The sequence below is a fragment of the Rhodanobacter koreensis genome (genome assembly GCF_054782855.1).
In genome coordinates, this window is the sequence record NZ_BAAGRR010000001.1 from 52,958 (window position 1) to 70,995 (window position 18,038).

21 protein-coding genes are annotated in these 18,038 nt (G+C 65.3%); 2 read left to right on the top strand and 19 right to left on the bottom strand.

What is annotated here, in order from left to right; translation table 11 throughout:
• Window positions 1-2: 2 nt before the first annotated feature.
• A complete protein-coding gene (locus tag ACYVKM_RS00290) occupies window positions 3-377 on the bottom strand; it encodes an STAS domain-containing protein (RefSeq protein WP_460874989.1) in 375 nt (124 codons plus the stop codon).
• Between the two features lie 220 nt (window positions 378-597).
• Between ACYVKM_RS00290 and fliK the strand changes: the two genes are divergently transcribed.
• On the top strand, window positions 598-1,737 hold the full coding sequence (gene fliK / locus ACYVKM_RS00295; RefSeq protein ID WP_460874990.1) for a flagellar hook-length control protein FliK: 1,140 nt from the start codon (window positions 598-600) through the stop codon (window positions 1,735-1,737).
• Window positions 1,734-1,988 carry a flagellar biosynthesis protein gene (locus ACYVKM_RS00300; protein ID WP_460874991.1) on the top strand — a complete coding sequence of 85 codons (255 nt, stop codon included), beginning with the start codon at window positions 1,734-1,736 and terminating at the stop codon, window positions 1,986-1,988. Before fliK ends, ACYVKM_RS00300 begins: the two co-directional genes overlap by 4 nt.
• Before the next feature lie 25 nt (window positions 1,989-2,013).
• On the opposite strand, the gene ACYVKM_RS00305 is transcribed toward ACYVKM_RS00300, so the two are convergent.
• From ACYVKM_RS00305 to fliM, 18 genes are all read right to left on the bottom strand, one after another.
• Complete coding sequence (locus tag ACYVKM_RS00305) at window positions 2,014-2,373, bottom strand: DUF2802 domain-containing protein (RefSeq protein ID WP_460874992.1); 360 nt, start codon at window positions 2,371-2,373, stop codon at window positions 2,014-2,016.
• Entirely contained in the window at window positions 2,363-2,842 is a 480-nt protein-coding gene (locus ACYVKM_RS00310) for a chemotaxis protein CheW (protein WP_460874993.1), read from the bottom strand. Before ACYVKM_RS00310 ends, ACYVKM_RS00305 begins: the two co-directional genes overlap by 11 nt.
• A gap of 28 nt (window positions 2,843-2,870) precedes the next feature.
• Window positions 2,871-3,965 carry a flagellar motor protein MotD gene (motD, locus tag ACYVKM_RS00315; protein ID WP_460874994.1) on the bottom strand — a complete coding sequence of 365 codons (1,095 nt, stop codon included), beginning with the start codon at window positions 3,963-3,965 and terminating at the stop codon, window positions 2,871-2,873.
• Window positions 3,962-4,702, bottom strand: a complete 741-nt coding sequence (locus ACYVKM_RS00320; protein WP_460874995.1) for a flagellar motor protein — start codon at window positions 4,700-4,702, stop codon at window positions 3,962-3,964. Before ACYVKM_RS00320 ends, motD begins: the two co-directional genes overlap by 4 nt.
• 4 nt (window positions 4,703-4,706) lie before the next feature.
• Complete coding sequence (locus ACYVKM_RS00325; protein ID WP_460874996.1) at window positions 4,707-6,578, bottom strand: chemotaxis protein CheA; 1,872 nt, start codon at window positions 6,576-6,578, stop codon at window positions 4,707-4,709.
• A 13-nt stretch (window positions 6,579-6,591) separates the two neighbouring features.
• Window positions 6,592-7,236: a protein phosphatase CheZ gene (locus tag ACYVKM_RS00330; RefSeq protein WP_460874997.1), complete on the bottom strand. Its 645-nt coding sequence runs from the start codon at window positions 7,234-7,236 to the stop codon at window positions 6,592-6,594.
• Window positions 7,233-7,640 carry a chemotaxis response regulator CheY gene (locus ACYVKM_RS00335; protein ID WP_460874998.1) on the bottom strand — a complete coding sequence of 136 codons (408 nt, stop codon included), beginning with the start codon at window positions 7,638-7,640 and terminating at the stop codon, window positions 7,233-7,235. Before ACYVKM_RS00335 ends, ACYVKM_RS00330 begins: the two co-directional genes overlap by 4 nt.
• Window positions 7,641-7,706: 66 nt before the next feature.
• Window positions 7,707-8,435, bottom strand: coding sequence for an RNA polymerase sigma factor FliA (locus ACYVKM_RS00340; protein WP_460874999.1), 729 nt, complete (start codon window positions 8,433-8,435; stop codon window positions 7,707-7,709).
• A 1-nt stretch (window position 8,436) separates the two neighbouring features.
• Window positions 8,437-9,369 carry a MinD/ParA family protein gene (locus ACYVKM_RS00345; protein ID WP_460875000.1) on the bottom strand — a complete coding sequence of 311 codons (933 nt, stop codon included), beginning with the start codon at window positions 9,367-9,369 and terminating at the stop codon, window positions 8,437-8,439.
• 14 nt (window positions 9,370-9,383) lie between these two features.
• Window positions 9,384-10,661: a flagellar biosynthesis protein FlhF gene (gene flhF / locus ACYVKM_RS00350; protein WP_460875001.1), complete on the bottom strand. Its 1,278-nt coding sequence runs from the start codon at window positions 10,659-10,661 to the stop codon at window positions 9,384-9,386.
• 154 nt (window positions 10,662-10,815) lie between these two features.
• Window positions 10,816-12,906 (bottom strand): flagellar biosynthesis protein FlhA, encoded by a 2,091-nt coding sequence (flhA, locus tag ACYVKM_RS00355; protein ID WP_460875002.1) that lies wholly within the window; start codon window positions 12,904-12,906, stop codon window positions 10,816-10,818.
• Between the two features lie 13 nt (window positions 12,907-12,919).
• Entirely contained in the window at window positions 12,920-14,059 is a 1,140-nt protein-coding gene (gene flhB, locus ACYVKM_RS00360; RefSeq protein WP_460875003.1) for a flagellar biosynthesis protein FlhB, read from the bottom strand.
• A gap of 4 nt (window positions 14,060-14,063) precedes the next feature.
• Window positions 14,064-14,831, bottom strand: a complete 768-nt coding sequence (gene fliR / locus ACYVKM_RS00365; RefSeq protein ID WP_460875004.1) for a flagellar biosynthetic protein FliR — start codon at window positions 14,829-14,831, stop codon at window positions 14,064-14,066.
• 14 nt (window positions 14,832-14,845) lie between these two features.
• On the bottom strand, window positions 14,846-15,115 hold the full coding sequence (gene fliQ, locus ACYVKM_RS00370; RefSeq protein WP_460875005.1) for a flagellar biosynthesis protein FliQ: 270 nt from the start codon (window positions 15,113-15,115) through the stop codon (window positions 14,846-14,848).
• Window positions 15,116-15,541: 426 nt separating this feature from the next.
• Window positions 15,542-16,288: a flagellar type III secretion system pore protein FliP gene (gene fliP, locus ACYVKM_RS00375; RefSeq protein ID WP_460875006.1), complete on the bottom strand. Its 747-nt coding sequence runs from the start codon at window positions 16,286-16,288 to the stop codon at window positions 15,542-15,544.
• Window positions 16,285-16,674: a FliO/MopB family protein gene (locus ACYVKM_RS00380; RefSeq protein ID WP_460875007.1), complete on the bottom strand. Its 390-nt coding sequence runs from the start codon at window positions 16,672-16,674 to the stop codon at window positions 16,285-16,287. Before ACYVKM_RS00380 ends, fliP begins: the two co-directional genes overlap by 4 nt.
• A complete protein-coding gene (gene fliN / locus ACYVKM_RS00385; RefSeq protein WP_460875008.1) occupies window positions 16,674-17,021 on the bottom strand; it encodes a flagellar motor switch protein FliN in 348 nt (115 codons plus the stop codon). The genes ACYVKM_RS00380 and fliN overlap by 1 nt, the downstream gene beginning before the upstream one ends.
• A complete protein-coding gene (gene fliM / locus ACYVKM_RS00390; protein WP_460875009.1) occupies window positions 17,018-18,034 on the bottom strand; it encodes a flagellar motor switch protein FliM in 1,017 nt (338 codons plus the stop codon). The genes fliN and fliM overlap by 4 nt, the downstream gene beginning before the upstream one ends.
• Window positions 18,035-18,038 lie beyond the last annotated feature (4 nt).

The window sequence follows — 18,038 nt, forward strand, 5'->3', positions numbered from 1 at the left end:
TGTCAGGCCGGTGTCGCCACCGGCATTTCCAATATCTGTGCCAGCCCCAGCAAAGCGGCCGCTTCATTCAGGGCGTCACTCGTGCCGCACCAGCTCAACTTGCCGCCACGCGCACCGAGTTCGCGCTGGAACAGCGTCAGCAACTGCAGTGCCGCCGTATCGGCACGTTCCACCGCGCGACCATCCAGCACGATCTCGCCTGCATCCAGCACATCCAGCAATGTCTTCATCAGCGAAGCCTGGGCTGCCATGCGGCAATCCGCCGGAAGCGTCAGCACGATCGGCTCCACGCGGACGACTGCTTCCGACCCTGCGGCCATGGCTGTCTGCGGCAGATCCGACTTCGCTGCCTTCACACCCGCTTGTTTGCCGCCCATGCCATCACCCCGCTGCACTGTGTGCGTTGACGAAGGGCTTATCGGCCGGCGCGACAATCGCTTTAGCGCCGCGCCATCGGCTCGACGGGATCGGCGCCGTGCGCGCGGGCACCAGCCAGCAGGCATCGGACGCGCAACCCTCAAGTTTTCCCGCGTGGCGCCGATGCCCTTCTGGACGGACCCATTTCGGCTCGCGGGCAAACCCGCGCAGGACTTCCTCTTGATCATCCAACCCACCAGCGTTGCCGCCCTCACATGGGCCGGTGCTGCCTCCGGCACCAGTGCGCAGAGCTGGCGCATCGGCACCGTGCTGTCGGCGCGGCCGCTGGGCGTCAACCCGCAGGGGTTGCTGGTGTTGCAGGTCGGCAGCCTGACCGTGGAGGCGGAGGTACCCGGCAGCCAGCTGCCTGCCCAGTTCCAGGTGCGTGTGCTGACTCTTGGAGCGCAACCCCAGCTGGAAGTGCTCCTGCCCCACCCTGCCGACCCGACATTCCAGCGCGTGCTGCGCGAACGGTTGCCGCAGCAGAATGGTTACGCGCCGCTGCTGGCCACACTCGGCGCGCTGGCGCAACGGCCGATGATGCGCCAGCTTCCGCCCTACCTGCGTACCGCGCTGGCCCTGCTCGAACACGCCATGCGCACGCCTGCCGACGTCACTACCGGCGAGGGCCTGCGCGTGGCGATCAGCCGCAGCGGCCTGTTTCTCGAATCGCAATTGGCCGACCCCCAGGCCAACTTGACGGCACTGGCCGAGGAGGACTGGAAAAGCGCACTGCTGCGGCTGGTCGGGCTGCTCGATCGACAGTCTCCTTCGCCACCCTCCCCGAACCGCAGCGACACGGCACCACCCCTGCTTCAACGCGGCCTGCAGGCACAGGCACGATTGCCGCTGCCGCCTGCGTCCGACGCCGACGACGTGGATCTGCTGCTCAACCAGCTGCACGGTGACGTCAAGGCTGCGCTGGCGCGGGTGGAAGTGGCCCAGCTGGAAGCGAGCACGCTGCCGGCCTGGATGATCGAGATTCCGCTGCAAGGGCATGACGGGCGCGACGTGCTGCAGCTGCAGTTGGAGTTCGTCACCGATGCCACCGATGGCAGTCATGGCTGGACTCTGGGCTTTGCGCTTGATCTGCCTGCACTTGGGCCCGTGCATGGCGAACTGCAACTGCGCGAACCGCGACTGTCGGTACGCCTGTGGGCCGAGCGCGCGGAAACGGCACAACGGCTGGAACGCCAGTTCACCCCTCTGCGCCAGCGACTGGCCGCCTGCGGCGTACTGCTCGATCAACTGAGTTGCCAGACAGGCCTGCCGCAGCCTCACAACCGGCATAGTGCCGTGCTGCTGAAGGCAACTGCATGAGCACACCAGCACCTGCCCAGCGCAGGGTCAGCCTGAAACTGGCCAGCGGCGCGAACGAGGTCAAGGCGATGCCGGCCGAATCGCTGGACAGCCTGCTTGCACGCGCCAGGGCGCTGGGTCTGCCGTTGCACCACGATCCGCAGATCGCCGCCTTGTTGGCAGCGCTGCGCCTGCGTGACGACGTTCCGGCATTGCTCTATGCCGCGGCCGCATCGGTGCTGGCCGCGGTCTACGATGCGGCCGAAGAATAGCCGGTGATGAACAGCACGATGCGGCTCAGTGACCGGCAGGATGCAGTTGCCGGATCAGTCGGGCCTCATCGCGGGACAGGCCGCAACGTGCAACCATCTGCTCGACATCCGCACCTTCGCGCGCCAGTTGCTGGGCCAGTTCATAAGGCGTCAGCGAGGCCGCTGCCGGCTGTTGCTCGAACACGGCCATGCGTTGTTCCATGCGCCCCAGTGCACTCACCACCATCGACGTCGGCACGTCGGTCTGGACCGCGTGGGACACGCTGCGGGTCAGGTTGACGATGTCTTGCTTCAGCCGAAGCGACTGCCGCCACAACTGGAGCAGCACGGCGGACTGCAGCAGGGCCAACAGCAGCAATATGCCGACCGTGATCTCAAGCGCCATCGCCACCCTCCTGTTGCAAGCGGCACAGTCGACGTATATCGAGCAAGGCGGCGAATTCACCCTTCCAGGCCAGCACGCCGCTCACCGGGTCATCGGGCCGGCTGGCACGTCCCGGCGGTGGCGGCGCGATTTCGCCACCGTCGATCCGCAGCAACTCGCCAATATCGTCTACCTGCAAACCAACCAGGTGACTGCCGTGCGACAGCATCACCACGCGAATCCGCTCCGGATCAGCGGCCGGCAATACCGGCAGTCCCAGGCGCAGGCAACCGTCCAGTACCGGCACGATGCGTCCACGCAACAGACGGATGCCCAGCAGGTCGGCGGCGGCACCCGGCACTGGCGTCAGTTCGCCGGGGCGGATGACTTCACTGACATCGGCCAACGGCGCCGCATACAGCTGGGCGCCGATGTGGAACGACAGCCAGTGCTGGTCCTTCGACACGGTCACTCCGGCAACGGCACTCATGCATCCGCTCCACGATCACTTGATATCGTCATGGGGTCCGCCCGGCGGGCGTGCTGCGTTGCGGCACATCGCCTGCATCCGAAACCGGTGCAGCGCGTGTGGCTGAGGCCGCCGCCTCCACGTCGGGCGAGGTGGCTGGCGACGCGACCGCCGTGATCACCGGCACGCTCGGCAAGCTTGCCGCTGCATCCACCCCGGCAGCACGTGGCGCGGTGACATGCACGGTCGGCATCTCGGGGGCGGTCGCGGCGGGCTCCTTGTCGGTTTCCGCTGTCGCATCGATGTGATCGGCATCCGTATAGAAGCGGCTCGGTGCCGTGCGATCGCTCAGCACGACGACCAGTACCCGGCGGTTGCGGTTACGACCTTCCGCGGTGGCATTGTCGGCAACCGGCCGCATCTCGCCCCACCCGATGATGCCAAGCCGGTCGGCGCTCACGCCATGTTCGGAAAAAAGCCGTGCCACGGTCGCTGCCCGTGCTGCCGAGAGCTCCCAGTTGGATGGGTATACCAGGGTGTTGATCGGCACATCGTCCGTATAACCCTCCACCCGCAGCGGGTTCGCGAACGGCGTGAGGATCGATGCCAGATTGCGCAGCACCGAGTCGGCAGGCGGAGCCAGCTGGGCCACGCCGCTGGGAAACAGGATGTCGGTGCGGATCTCGATTTCCAGCCAGTCCTTGGTACGCCGCACGACGACCTGCTGCTTGTCGATCAGCGGCTGCAACGCCTTGCGCACCTGACTTTCGATGCTTTTCAGGTTCTCCAGCTGGCTGGAGGGGTGGCCCGCATCACGCCCACGGCCTCCCTGCATCGGTACCGGGTGCGGCGGGATCGGTATGGCGATCGGCACGACCGACGAGCCGGGCTGGCCGGCCGGCGCAGCAATCGCCGGCTCGATGTTGTGTGGCCGTACCTTGGTCGGCGGCATCGGCGCAATCACATGGCTGGAACCGTTGAATGCCTCGATGATCGATTCGGACATCACCCGGAACTTGCCTTCGTTGACTACCGATACGGCATACATCACCACGAAGAACGCCAGCAGCAGCGTCATCAGATCGGCATAGGGAATCGCCCATGCCTCGTGGTTGAGATGTTCCTCGTGACGTTTCTTTCTCACGGCAGATAACCCTGCAACCGTGCCTCGATCTGCCGCGGGTTGTCGCCTTGGGCGATCGATACCAGTCCCTCGATCAGGATCTCGCGCATCTGCGACTGCTTGCCGATCAAGCCTTTCAGGCGCGCTGCCATCGGCAGCATGAACATGTTGGCCAGCGCCACGCCATAGATGGTCGCCACGAACGCCGCCGCGATGCCGTGACCGAGCTTGCTCGGATCGGCCAGGTTCTGCATCACCGCCATCAGCCCCATCACCGCGCCGATGATGCCCAGCGTGGGCGAGTAGATGCCGGCGTTCTCGTACACCTTGGCACCGGCCAGGTCGACCGCCTCGCGGGTGTCGAGATCGACTTCCAGCACGCTGCGGATTGCGTCCGGTTCGCCGCCGTCGACCAGCAGCTGCAGCCCCTTGCTGATGAACGTATCGGACTCGGACTCGATCTGCGGCTCCAGCCCGAGCAGGCCCTGGCGCCGCGAGATTTCGCTCCAGCCGACGATGCGGCTGATCAGGTCGGCGGGCTGGTGCCGGGGCGGCTTGTAGATCATCCCCAGCATCTTCAATGCATGCTTGAGCACCTTGCCCTGGTTCTGCACCAGCAAGGCAGCGGTCGTGCCGAAGAAAACGATCACGAACGCGGCCGGATTCCACAGCGCGCCGACCGTGGACCCCTTGAGTACGGTACCGAGGATGATGACCACGAAGGCCATGATGGTGCCGATGATGCTTATCCGATCCATACGTTCAGCCGGTTATCTGCAGTGAAGGAAGAAGTTGCCCGTCGCCATCGGCGAGGCCGGCCAGATCCAGCACCAGCGCCAGACGGCCGTCGCCGGTCACGGTGGCACCGGCAATCCCGGCGGCACCCTCGAACAGCGGACCGAGCGGCTTGACGATGACGTCCTCTCGACCAAGCACGGCATGCACCAGGCAGCCCAGTCGCATGTGGCCGATGTGCAGCACCACCACATGCCGTCCGGCGGCCATCGCCGCGCCGGCCCAGCCGGCCAGGTTGGCCAGCGGCAGCGCACGACCGCGGTGGCCGGCGACCAGCCGCCCGTCCAGCAGGCGGTCCTGGCCATCGGCCAGTTCGAACACCTCCTCGACATTGCTCAACGGCAACGCGAACAGACGCGCTCCGACACGCACCATCAGCACGCGCTGAATCGCCAGCGTCAGCGGCACGGTCAGCTCCAGCTCGCTGCCATGGCCGAGCTTCGAACGCACCTGCAAAGTGCCACCGAGCTCCGCCACGCGCGTCTTCACCACATCCATGCCGACACCGCGACCGGAGATATCGGAGATCGTCGCGGCGGTACTGAAACCCGGGCGGAAGATCAGTTCGTAGCATTCGGTTTCAGTCAGGTGCGCAGCCTGTGCCTGATCGATCACACCTTTCTCCAGCGCCTTGCGGCGCAGGATTTCCGGATCCATGCCGCGGCCATCGTCACTCACCGAGATCACGATGCGCTCGCCACGCTGACTGGCCGACAGACACACCCGCCCCTTGCGCGGTTTGTCGTTACGCTCGCGCTCGGCCGGCATCTCCACGCCATGGTCGATCGCGTTGCGCAGCAGGTGAACCAGCGGATCGGCCAGCGACTCGACCAGACTGCGATCGAGAGCGGTGCCCTCACCTTCCAGCACCAGCTCCACCTCCTTGCCGAGCTGGCGGGCCAGGTCGCGCACGATTCGCGGAAAGCGCTGGAACAACCGTCCCACCGGCTGCATGCGCATACCCAGCACAGCCGCCTGCAATTCGTCGGCGACCCGATCCAGTTCGCTGGCAGCGGTTAGCAGTGCCTCGTCACCATGACGTGCGGCCAGGCTGAGCAGGCGGTTGCGCACCAGCACCAGTTCGCCAGCGCGGTTGACCAGCACATCGAGCCGCGAGGTATCCACCCGCACGGTGGCCTCTGCCGTCGCCGGAGCGGCTGCCTGGCGTGCCGGTGCCGACACGGCAGGAACGATGGGCATGGCCGGAGCCGTGGCCGTACCGGGCTGGCCGCCCTTGCCATGCAAGGTATCCAGCAGTGCCTCGAACTCGTCGTCGATGGCGCTCGCCGCCAACGGCACGGCAACCGGCGTCGACACAGCCTCGACCAGGCCGGGTGCCCCCGCGCCGTAAAGGTTGTCGAGCAAGGCCTCGAATTCACTGTCATCGATGGCTGCGCCATCACCCGGCGCAACCATCGACGGCGGCGTGACCGACACTGCGGTGGCGGATGTGCCTGCAGCAACCGGCAACAAGCGTTGCAGCAACGCAGCCGGTGGCATCGCCAACGGCGCATCGTCTTCCAGCGCGGCCATCATCCCGCTGAGCAGGTCGAGCGCCTCGAGCAGCGCATCCATCTGCGCCGCGCCCAGCACCACGCTGCCGCTGCGCGCCTCGTTGAGCAGATCCTCGGCGTGATGGCACAGCAGCACCATCGGCTCGACTGCCAGAAAACCGGCGCCGCCCTTGACGGTGTGGAATGCGCGGAATACCGCATTCAACAACTCGCTGTCGTCCGGCGCAGCTTCCAGCCCGACCAGCTGCTCGCCCAGGCGCTCCACCAGTTCACCGGCCTCGACCAGGAAATCCTGGCGCAGTTCGTTGTCGAACTCCGCATTCACGGCAAATCCGCCCTCAAAACCCGAATTCGCTGAGCAGACGATCAGCGTCGTCCTGGCTTGATACCTTGACCACACTGGCCGGAGTCTCGCTGCCAGCCAGTGCACCGGTCAGCCGCACCAGCTCCAGCAGCGACGACTCCACACTCTCGATGAAGTTGACCACTTTCTTGATGCGCTGACCGGACAGGTCCTGCCACGATTGCGCCATCACCATGTCGGCAAGGCCGTCGCGGCAACTGATCGCGAAATCGCTGGCCTGATGCGCCAGCACGGCGGCCGGGTCGCTCTTGCTGTCGGTGAACGCCAGCACTTCGCCGGCGTTGTGCGCCAGCAGCTCGGCAGCGGGCCGCATGCGTTCGGCGAAATCGATACTGCGATGGGCCGCCTGCGAGCTCATCTCCAGCACATCGTTGAGATGCTTGCGCGCATCGGCAACGCTGTCCGGCACACCCTCGCTGGCCAGTTCACCGCCCAGCCGGCGCATCGCGTCATGCAGGTCGCGCGCAAGCTGGCCAAGGGCACGGAACAGGCGCTGTTCGCGGTCGCGCACCATCACGTCCAGCGCATGCTCGAAGGCCGGACCATCCGGGCTGTTCAGCAGGTCGCGCAACTCGGACGGCAGATGCTCTTCGTTGACGAGAGGCAGAATGGCGTTCATGCGCTGGCTCCACTGGCGGCAATCCGTTCGAATATCTTCCCGAGTTTTTCCTTCAGCGTGATCGCGGTGAATGGCTTGACGATGTAGCCGTTCACGCCGGCCTGGGCCGCGGCAATGATCTGGTCGCGGTTGTTCTCGGCCGTCACCATCAACACCGGCAGGCCCTTCAACGAGGGTTCGGCGCGGATTGCGCGCAACAGGTCGATGCCGGTCATGTTCGGCATGTTCCAGTCGGTCACGACCAGGTCGAACGGCAGATTCCGCAGCATCGTGATGGCACTCTCGCCATCATCGGCCTCCTGGATCAGCGGATTGCTGAAACCCAGCTCGACCAGCAGGTTGCGGACGATCCGCCGCATGGTGGAAAAGTCGTCCACCACCAGGATTTTCATGTTCTTGTCCAAACACCTTCTCCATTTGCACTGTACGGGCCAGTGCACAAAGCCCCGGGAACTCGAGGTACCGCTTCGTCAACCGCGCCAGTCGGCCAGTCGCGCGCGCAACCGGATGATCGCCTGCCCGTGGATCTGGCAGATCCGCGACTCGCTCACGCCAAGCACGGCGCCGATCTCCTTCAGATTCAACTCCTGCTCGTAGTACAGCGACATCACCAGCTGCTCTCGCTCCGGCAAGCCGCCAATCGCCTCGGCCAGCGCCTCGCGCATGCCGTCGCGCTCGATGCTGTCGTGCGGATTCGGGGCGCCCTCGTCCACGACATCCAGCACCGCACCATCCTCGTTGTCGTCCGACGCGGTCAGGCTGAGCAGGCGCACGCAGGCCGCATCGGCGAGTATCTGGTGATATTCCTCGGCACTGATGCCGAGCCGCCGGATGACTTCGGTATCGTCCGCCTCGGCACCGGTTTCGGTTTCGATCTGACGCACCACCTCGGCCACTTCGCGTGTCTTGCGATGTACCGAGCGCGGAGTCCAGTCCGTGCGGCGCAGTTCGTCCAGCATCGCGCCACGAATGCGGATCCCCGCATACGTTTCGAAACTGGCCCCTCGATCGAGGGTGTAATGGCGCGCCGCCTCCAGCAAACCGATCATCCCAGCCTGTACCAGATCGCCCACGTCGACACTGGCCGGCAATCGCCCCATCAGGTGATAGGCGATCCGCCGCACCAGCGGTGCATGCCGACGTACCAGTTCGTCGGCACTTTCGCGGGAATGTTGTAGATATTCCGAAGCCGCACTCATCTCAGTACCCTGCCGCCGGTGTCGCCCGGCCACCAAAGAAGGCGATCCGGTCGCGGCCCGCGCGTTCGGGTTCTGCCCATGTATCGACCACACCGGCCAATTGCTTGAATGCCAGCGCCGAACGGCTGGATGGCCACAGATCCACCACCGCGTTCTGCCTGCGAATGGCCTGGCGCAGCCGCTCGTCGTGCGGTACCCAGCCAGCGAAATCGATCACCACGTCGAGGAAACGGTCGCTGACACGCGAGAGTTTCCGGTGCAATTGCCGGGCCTCGCCCTCGTTTTGTGTCATGTTCGCGACCATGCGGAAGCGACGTACGCCAAAGTCGCGACTGAGCACCTTGGTCAAGGCATAGGCATCGGTCAGCGATGCCGGCTCGTCGCACACCATCAGCACCACGTCATCGGCGGCGGCGGCGAACATCGCCACGTTGTCGGACAGCCCGGCCGCGGTGTCGACCAGCAGGTATTGCGGCGGCTGTGCCAGTTCGTCGAACGCGCGGATGATCGCCGCATGCTCGCCGTTCTTCAGCTGCGCCAGCCGGCGCGCGCCGGAACCGGCGGGGATCACCCGCAACCCGCGCGGCGCGGTCAGCAGAAGGTCATCCAGTGTGCAGTCGCCATCGAGCAGGTGACCGATGTGACGCGACGGCGTAAGTCCGAGCAACACGTCGACGTTGGCCATGCCCAGGTCGGCATCCAGCAGGATCACGTCATGGCCGGCGACCGACAGCGCCATGCCGAGATTCACCGCGACCGTGCTTTTGCCGACACCACCCTTGCCGCCGGCTACCGCGATCGTGCGGCAACGACGCCGCGGCGCTGCAAAACCCGATAACAGGCTGCTGGCCTGATGGCTCGATGACGCGACCTCCGATTCGCCGTGGCCGACGATTGCCGAGAACATGCGCGTCAGACCCCAGGCCTGGTCCATGGCGAGTGCTCCATTCATGCGCTGGCCACCGCAAGACCGAAGCGCTCGGCCATCAGACTGTCATCCGGCGCATGGCCTTTCAGCGACTGCGCGGCACGGCACACCAGTACCCGCGCATCTGCCGTGGCAATATCCTCGGGCACGCGCTGGCCGTCGGTGGTGTAGTCCAGCGGCAGGCGATGGCGGATCAGCACCGACAGCGCACCGCCCAGGTTCGGCGCCTCGTCCAGCTTGGTCAGGATGCATGCGTTCGGCTGCAACGGCAGATAGGCGCGTACCGCTTCATCCAGCGATTGCGATTGCGCGTTCGCCGCCAGTACCAGGCACGCACGCAGCTCACCGGCATCGGACAGGATCTCCATCTGCTGTGCCAGCCGCGGATCATTGCCGGCCACGCCGGCCGTATCGATCAGCACGGTATGCCGGCCGCGCAGCAGCTCCAGTACCTTGCGCAGGCTTTCCGTGTCATAGGCCGGATACACCCGCACACCGAGCAGCCGGCCGTAATGCTCCAGCTGCGCAGCTGCGCCGATGCGGTAATGGTCGGTGCTGACCAGCGCAACCTGCCCGGCCCCGTGATGCAACACCGCGCGCGCAGCAAGCTTGGCGATGGTGGTGGTCTTGCCTACGCCGGTGGGACCGACCAGCGCGGTGATACCCCGGCCGTCGGACAGGCCGCGACCACTCACCGCCAGGCTGCGGCTGAGCATGCCAAGCGGCAGGTAGCGCGCCTGTTCGGCATTGATCTGCTCGGGTAGATCGACCATCAGCTGACGGGCGACATCGGCCTCGATACCCAACCGGGTCATCTCGCGCAGCACGCGTGCACGCAGCGGCTGGCGTCGCTCCAGGTCATTCCAGGCCAGGCTCGACAACTGCACTTCCAGCATCTCGCGCAGGTTGCCCAGTTCGGTGCGCATGCGTGCCGTATCCTGCACGGCACGTTCCATCAGCGGATGCATGACCGGCGGCTCGTTGGCCACCGGTGCAATCGGGGCAGGTACCGCGGCCAGCGGTGGCGGCATCGCCAGCGTGGTCCGGGGCGGCCGTGCCGATGGTGGCGTGGGCGCAACGACAGGTTCTGCCGCTGACGGTGTCTCGGTACCCGTCAGCGGAGCGCCATGTCGTGCGGCTTCACGCACCAGTGCCTCGTCGTAGTCGATCGCGGCAATCACCTCGATCCCTTCCGCAAGCCGGCGAGTGGACAGGATCACCGCCTCGGGTCCCTGCTCCTCGCGCACCTCGCGCATGGCCTGGCGCATGTCCGCTGCCACGAATCGCTTGATCTTCATGCCTGTCTGCTCCCGCAAGGAGTGCAGGCCCCGGCAACGAAAGCAAAGATACGGCCTGCTTTCGGGAGATGCCGCCACGCCGTCGGTTCAAGCTGACGCCGTCCCTGTTTGCCGCTTCCGATTTTCGACTTCCCATCCACCAGACCCACCTCGCTCATCGCCCCAGTGCCTGCACCAGACGCACCCGACGGTTGTCGGGCACCTCGTTGTAGGCAAGCACGTGCAGGTTCTGTGCCACATGGCGGGTGAAGCGCGCGAGCCATGGCCGCAACTGCGGCGCGACCAGCAAGACCGCCGGCTCGCCACTGACTTCCTGCCTGCGCGCGGCATCGGCCACACTCTGCTGCAGGCGCTCGGCCAGGCCCGGTTCCACCGCAGCGCCAGCCACGCCGCCGCCGGACAGCGAGTTCATCAGGATCTGCTCGAGCTCCGGCGCCAGCGTGATCACCGGCACCTCGGTACCCAGTCCGGTAATCTCCTGCACGATCTGGCGACCCAGCGCGACGCGCACGGCGGCGGTCAGAACGCCGGGATCCTGACTCTGCCCGGCGTGCTCCGCCAAGGATTCGACGATGCTGCGGATGTTGCGGATCGGCACGCGCTCGGCCAGCAGGTTCTGCAGCACCTTCACCACCACGCCCAGCGACAGCCGCTTGGGCACCAGGTCCTCGACCAGCTTCGGTGCGCCGGAAGCGAGCCGGTCGAGCAGCTGCTGCACATCCTGGTGGCTGAGCAGTTCGTGTGCGTGGTTCTGCAGGATGTTCGAAAGATGGGTGGCGATCACCGTGGCCGGATCGACCACGGTATAGCCGTAGCTTTGCGCCAGTTCACGCTGACCGCTCTCGATCCACACCGCTTCCAGACCGAAGGCCGGATCCTGCGTGGCGATGCCCTGCAAGGCGCCGTGTACCTGGCCGGGGTTGATCGCCATCAGCCGCTCGTTGTGCACCTCGGCCTCGCCCATCGGCACGCCCATCAGGGTGATGCGATAGGCGTTGGGCGCCAGATCGAGGTTGTCGCGGATATGCACCGCCGGCACCAGAAAGCCCAGCTCCTGCGAAAGCTTGCGGCGCACCGATTTGATGCGTCCCATCAGCTCGCCGCCCTGATGGGTGTCCACCAGCGGGATCAGCCGGTAGCCCACTTCCAGCCCCAGCGGATCGACACTGGCGACATCCTCCCAGCCGAGCTCCAGCCGCTCGGCCGGCACGGTGGTAGCCGGTGCTTCGACAGCCGCTTCGGCCAGCTTTGCGCGGGTTTCGTGGCTGCGCTTGTGCATCAGCCACGCAGCACCGCCGCAAATGCCACCCAGCAGCAGGAAGGCGATGTTCGGCATGCCGGGAATCACGCCCATCACGCCGAGCACGACACCAGCCACGGCCAGCGCCTTCGGCTGTCCGAACACCTGGGCGACGAGTTGCTGTCCCATGTCCTGCCGGCGCGTGGCACGGGTGACGATCACCGCCGCGGCAATGGACAGCATCAAGGCCGGCACCTGTGCCACCAGACCGTCGCCGATGGTCAGCAAGGTATAGGTCTTGGCGGCATCACTGGCCGACAGGCCGTGCTGCATCACGCCGACAAAAAAGCCGCCGACGATGTTGATGATCAGGATCAGGATGCCGGCGGTGGCGTCGCCGCGCACGAATTTTGACGCGCCGTCCATCGAGCCGTAGAAGTCCGCCTCCTCGCGCACTTCCTGGCGGCGGTCGCGGGCCTGTTCCTGCGTCAGCAATCCGGCGTTGAGGTCTGCGTCGATCGCCATCTGCTTGCCGGGCATCGCGTCCAGCGTGAAGCGCGCGGTCACTTCCGACACACGGGTGGCGCCCTTGGTGACCACCACGAAATTGATGATGGTGAGGATCGCGAACACCACCAGGCCCACGGCGAAGTTGCCGCCGATGACGAACTCGCCGAACGCCTCGATCACCTTGCCGGCCGCGCCGGGGCCATCGTGTCCGTGCAGCAGCACCACGCGGGTGGAGGCGATGTTCAACGCCAGCCGCAGCAGCGTCGCCATCAGCACCACCGTCGGGAAGGCGGCGAACTCCAGCGGCCGCATCACGTACACCACGGCCAGCAGGATCACCAGCGACAGCGCGATGTTGAAGCTGAAAAGCATGTCCAGCAGGAACGGCGGCAAGGGCAGCATCAGCATCGCCAGCATCACCAGCATGATCACTGGTGCACCTGCGCCGCGCCGGGCCATCTGGCCGACATTGCCGAATATGCTGGTGCCTGTCATCTGCATGGGTCCGTCATCGCTCGCGGTAAGGTCCCATCAGGTCAGGATCGACCTCGGGAGTGGGTACTGCCGGCGGTGTCTCGCCCTGCGCAGTCGCTTTTTTCAATTGGTAGACGTAGGCCAGTACCTGGGCCACCGCGACATACAGCGCGGCAGGAATTTCCCGACCTATCTCGGTGGTTGCATACAAGGCGCGTGCCAACGGCGGCGCCTCCACCAGCGGTATGCGGTGGCTGCCGGCAACCATGCGGATCTGCTGGGCCAGCAAGTCGACACCCTTGGCGATCACCCGCGGCGCACCCATGCGCCCGTCGTCGTAACGCAACGCCACCGCAAAGTGGGAGGGGTTGACCACCACCACGTCGGCCTTGGGCAGATCCTCCATCATGCGGCGACGCGCCTGCTGCTGTTGCACCTGACGGATACGCCCCTTCATCTCGGGATTGCCGTCGCTTTCCTTCATCTCGTCGCGGATTTCCTGCTTGCTCATGCGCAGGCGCTTGGCGTGATCGAACTTCTGGTAGAGGGCATCAATGCCGCCTATCAGAGCCAGGATGGAGCCGAACCACAGCGCCGCACGACCCAGCAGGCCGATCGATTGCGCAATCCCGGCCATCACCGAGCCACGCCCGGTCGCCTGCAGCTCGCCCTGCCAGTGACGCAACAACAACGCCAGCACGGCACCGATGAAAAGCAGCTTGAGCAAGGCCTTGCCGAGCTCGACCAGCCCACGCATGGCGAAGATGCGTCCCAGCCCCTTGATCGGGTCGAGCCGCTCGAACTTCGGTTGCAGCGCCTCCGCGCTGAAATTCAGGCCGCCCAGCAACAGCGGTGCAGCCAGCGTGGCCAGCATGGTCGACAGCGCCACCGGCCCGAACAGGCCCAGCGCCTCGTGCGTGGCCGCCTGCAGCACACGCCCCGGCAACGCATCGGAAGGCAGCGCCTCGCGCGGATAGGCCAGGCCCAGCGAAAAAATCCGCCGCGCATGCAGAAATGCCGCTTCGCCGCCGCTCATCAGCGCCGCTACGCCGGCCAGCACCACCATCGCCCCGGACAGATCGCGCGAACGGGGTAGTTCACCCTTCTCGCGTGATTCGCGCAGGCGTTTTTCGGTAGGTTGTTCGGTTTTTTCCTGCTCGCTTTCTTCCGACATCGCGTCAGCCCCCGACCAGATCGCGCATCAGCGACCAGGCATCGCCCTGCAGCGCTTCGAACGCGCCCGGCAGGCTGCGCAGCGACAACCACAGCGCAATGAAACCCAGCGAAATGGTGATCGGAAACCCCACCGCGAACAGATTCATCGATGGCGCCGCGCGGCTGATCGCGGCAAAACCGATATTCACCACCAGCAGGGACGTCATCGCCGGCAGCGCCACCCTGACCGCACCGGAAAACAGCTCCGCACCAAAGCTGACCACGGCGTGCAGACCATTCACATCGATCGCCACCGGACCCGGTGGCAGACTGTGGAAGCTGTCGGCGAGCAAGGCGATCAGACGCAGATGGCCGTCCATCACCAGAAACAGCAGGGTCACCAGCAACAGATAAAACTGGCTCAGCACGGTCGAACTGCCGCCTGCCTGCGGATTGACCGTCTCCGCAAAACCCAGGCTCATGCTCTGCGCCACCAGCTGGCCGCCAAACGACACCGCCTCGAACACCAGCCGCAACACAAACCCTATCGCTGCACCAATCAGTACCTGGCCGGCCATCGTCGCCACACCCTCGGCGGTCGACGGATCGATCGTCGTCGGCGCCAGCGGCGCCAGTACCAGCGTCAATACCATCACCAGGTTGATCCGCATCCGCGCCGACAGCACCATGTCGCTGAACACCGGTGCCACCAGGCACATGCCGCCTACCCGGCCCATCGCCCAGAACAGGCTGCCCAGCCACGTCGGCAGTTGCGCCAGATCAAGTGCCATCGCCGGCCCGCTCGTCATCTGACGGCACCGGGCAGGCTCTCGATCAGCTGGCGGGTGAACTGCACCAGCACACGCAGCATCCACGGCCCCGCTATCAAGGCCACCAGCGCCATCGCGATCAGCTTCGGGATGAAGCTCAAGGTCATCTCGTTGATCTGCGTGGCGGCCTGGATCACGCCGATGAGCAGACCGACCGCCAACGCGGTCAGCAGCAACGGCGCCGCGACCAGCATCGCCACATACAGCGCATGCTGGCCGAACTCCATGATGGATTCAGGCGTCATGCGAGCCTCCCGGTCGCACGCAGATTTGCAGTGCACTGCTTTTGATCTGGCTTTTCCGGAAGTGCGCGCAGGAAGCGCGCTGCTCTACCCGGGGCCCCTGTGCGGCGGTGGGGCGGGGACGACAGGCCCGCAGGGGGATCGACATGGATGTCGATCCTTTTTCGTCAGGACAGGAGTCCTGTCGAAAAACCCGGCCCCGCCTCACGCACTCGCCGGGCAGGATGCCCGGCGAGCGCCAAGCGGGGTGGCCTTTCTCTTTGGTTACTTTCTCTTTGGCCACGCAAAGAGAAAGTAACTCGGTCGCCAAAGGCGATCGAACGCTTTTCGCTTCGAACCACCCATCAATAGCAGCGAGCATCGCGACTGCAGTCGCTCCCGCGCGAGTGGTGCGCGGCGAGCCGCGGTGCACGAACGTGGGCGCCGCGTTCACGTGTAGAAACTCCCTGCCAGCGTGCCGAGCAGCAAGGTCCAGCCATCCACCAGCACGAACAGCATGATCTTGAACGGCAGCGAGATGATTGTCGGCGAGACCATCATCATGCCCATCGACATCAGCACGCTGGCCACGACCAGATCGATGATCAGGAACGGGATGAACAACAGGAAGCCCATCTGGAACGCCGTCTTCAGCTCGCTGGTGAGGAACGCCGGCATCGCCACCTGGAACGGAACGTCGGCCTTGCTGGCATAGGGCTTGTCTTTCGCCAAGCGGGTGAACAGCTGCAGATCGGCTTCACGCGTCTGGTCCAGCATGAAGCGCTTGAATGGTGCCGTGGCTGCAGGCAAGGCCTGCTCGGCTGCGATCTGGCCATCCATGTACGGCTTTACGCCATCGCTGTAGGCACGATTGAGCACCGGCGACATCACGAACAGGGTAAGAAACATCGCCAGCCCCAGCAGCACCTGATTCGGCGGTGTCGATTGCGTGCCGAGCGCCTGACGCAGGAACCCGAGCACGATGATGATGCGGGTGAACGAGGTCATCATCAGCGCGATCGCCGGCAACAGCGTCAACGCCGTCATCAGCGCCAGCACCTGCAGCGACAGCGTCCAGCTCTGACCGCCACCCGGCGCGCTCTGCACGTTCACCAGCGGAATGCCCGGGGGTGCCGCGAACGCTGCCAGCGGCAGCAACATCAGCAGTACGGCAAATATCCAGCGCCCGGTCTTCATGAACTGCGCTTCCAGCGCGCCAGCAGCTCGCCGAACGCGGGCAACGGTGACCTGACCGGCTCAACGGCAGCCACTGTTTCCACCGGCACGTCGTCATACACATGCAGGGTGCGCATACCGCCAGGGCCCATGCCGATCAGCAGTCGCTTGCCATCGGCATCCAGCAGCAGCAGGCGTTCGCGCGCACCCATGGCAAACGTTTCCACACAACGGATCCGGCGCCCCGCCATACCCGGGCGGTGTTGCAGCCGGCGGCTGAGCCAGCCGGCGACAAGGATCAACGCAATGATGCCGAGCAGGCTGAGCACGACCCGCACCAGTTCACCGCCGACATCGATGTCGGGTGTGGCAGCCGGTGCTGCCAGCATGAGGGCCAGCGTGATCATCAGCGCAACTTGCGCACGCGTTCGGCCGGGCTGATCACGTCAGTCAGGCGGATGCCGAACTTCTCGTTGATCACCACCACTTCGCCATGCGCCACCAGGGTTCCGTTGACGAAGACATCGAGCGGTTCGCCGGCGGCACGATCCAGTTCCACCACCGAGCCCTGGTTGAGCTGCAGCAGGTTGCGGATGCTGATGCGGGTACGTCCCACCTCCATCGCCAGGGTCACCGGCACATCCAGGATCATGTCGAGGTTGACCTCGCCACCCTCCGCGGCGGCACCCTGCAGGGAATCGAATTCGACGCGCTCGCCCGTATCGGCGAAAGCACCATTGGCAGACTGGTTCATGCTGGGTTCTTCTCTGTGGAATGATCGCCCGCCGAACGCCTTTCGCGTCGGCCGGCCTGGGCATGGAAGCGCACGGCGTTGCGCCCGTTGGACTGGCCGTAACGGCCACGGAACACCGGTACGTCCTCGGCATAGACCGTGGTCAGTTCAGGCAACTGCACCGGGATCACGTCGCCCGGGCGCAAATGCAGGAATTCACCGATGCTGACCCGCGCTTCGAGCAGCAGGGAGCTGAGTCCGACTTCGGCATCCAGCACTTCCTCATGCAGGAATTCGGCCCAGCGGTCATCGCGGTCGACGCGGTCGCTCTGCACACCGGCATCGAGCAGGGTGCGGATCGGCTCGACCATCGCATACGGCATCGTCAGATGGATCTCGCCGCCGCCGCCGTCGAGTTCGACATGGAAGCGCGACACCACCACGGTTTCCGTGGGGCTGACGATATTGGCGAACTGCGGGTTGATCTCCGAGTTCATGTATTCGAACTGCAGGCCCAGCACCGGTGCCCACGCCTCGGCCATCGCGCTGAAGAACTCGGCCAGCATGATCTGGATCACGCGGTTCTCGGTCGCGGTGAAATCGCGCCCCTCGATGCGTGCGTGATAGCGGCCGTCACCGCCGAAGAAATTGTCGATCACGGTGAACACCAGCCGCGGCTCGAACACCACCAGCGCGCTGCCACGCAGCGGCTTGATGCGCACCAGGTTCAGATTGCTTGGCACTGCCAGCCCATGCACGTACTCGGCAAACTTGACCATCTTCACGCCCAGCACCGAGACCTCGCAGGTCTTGCGCAGCACGCTGAAGACACCCGTGCGAAAGAACCGCGCGAAACGGTCGTTGACCATTTCCAGTGTCGGCAATCGCCCTCGCACGATGCGGTCCTGCTGCGTGAAGTCGTACGCAATCACCGCATCGGACGGCAACGGCTCGTCGTTGCCGGTCGCTACCGCACCGGCCTCGACGCCATTCAGCAGCGCATCGATTTCGTCCTGGGAAAGCAGATCACTCATGAAC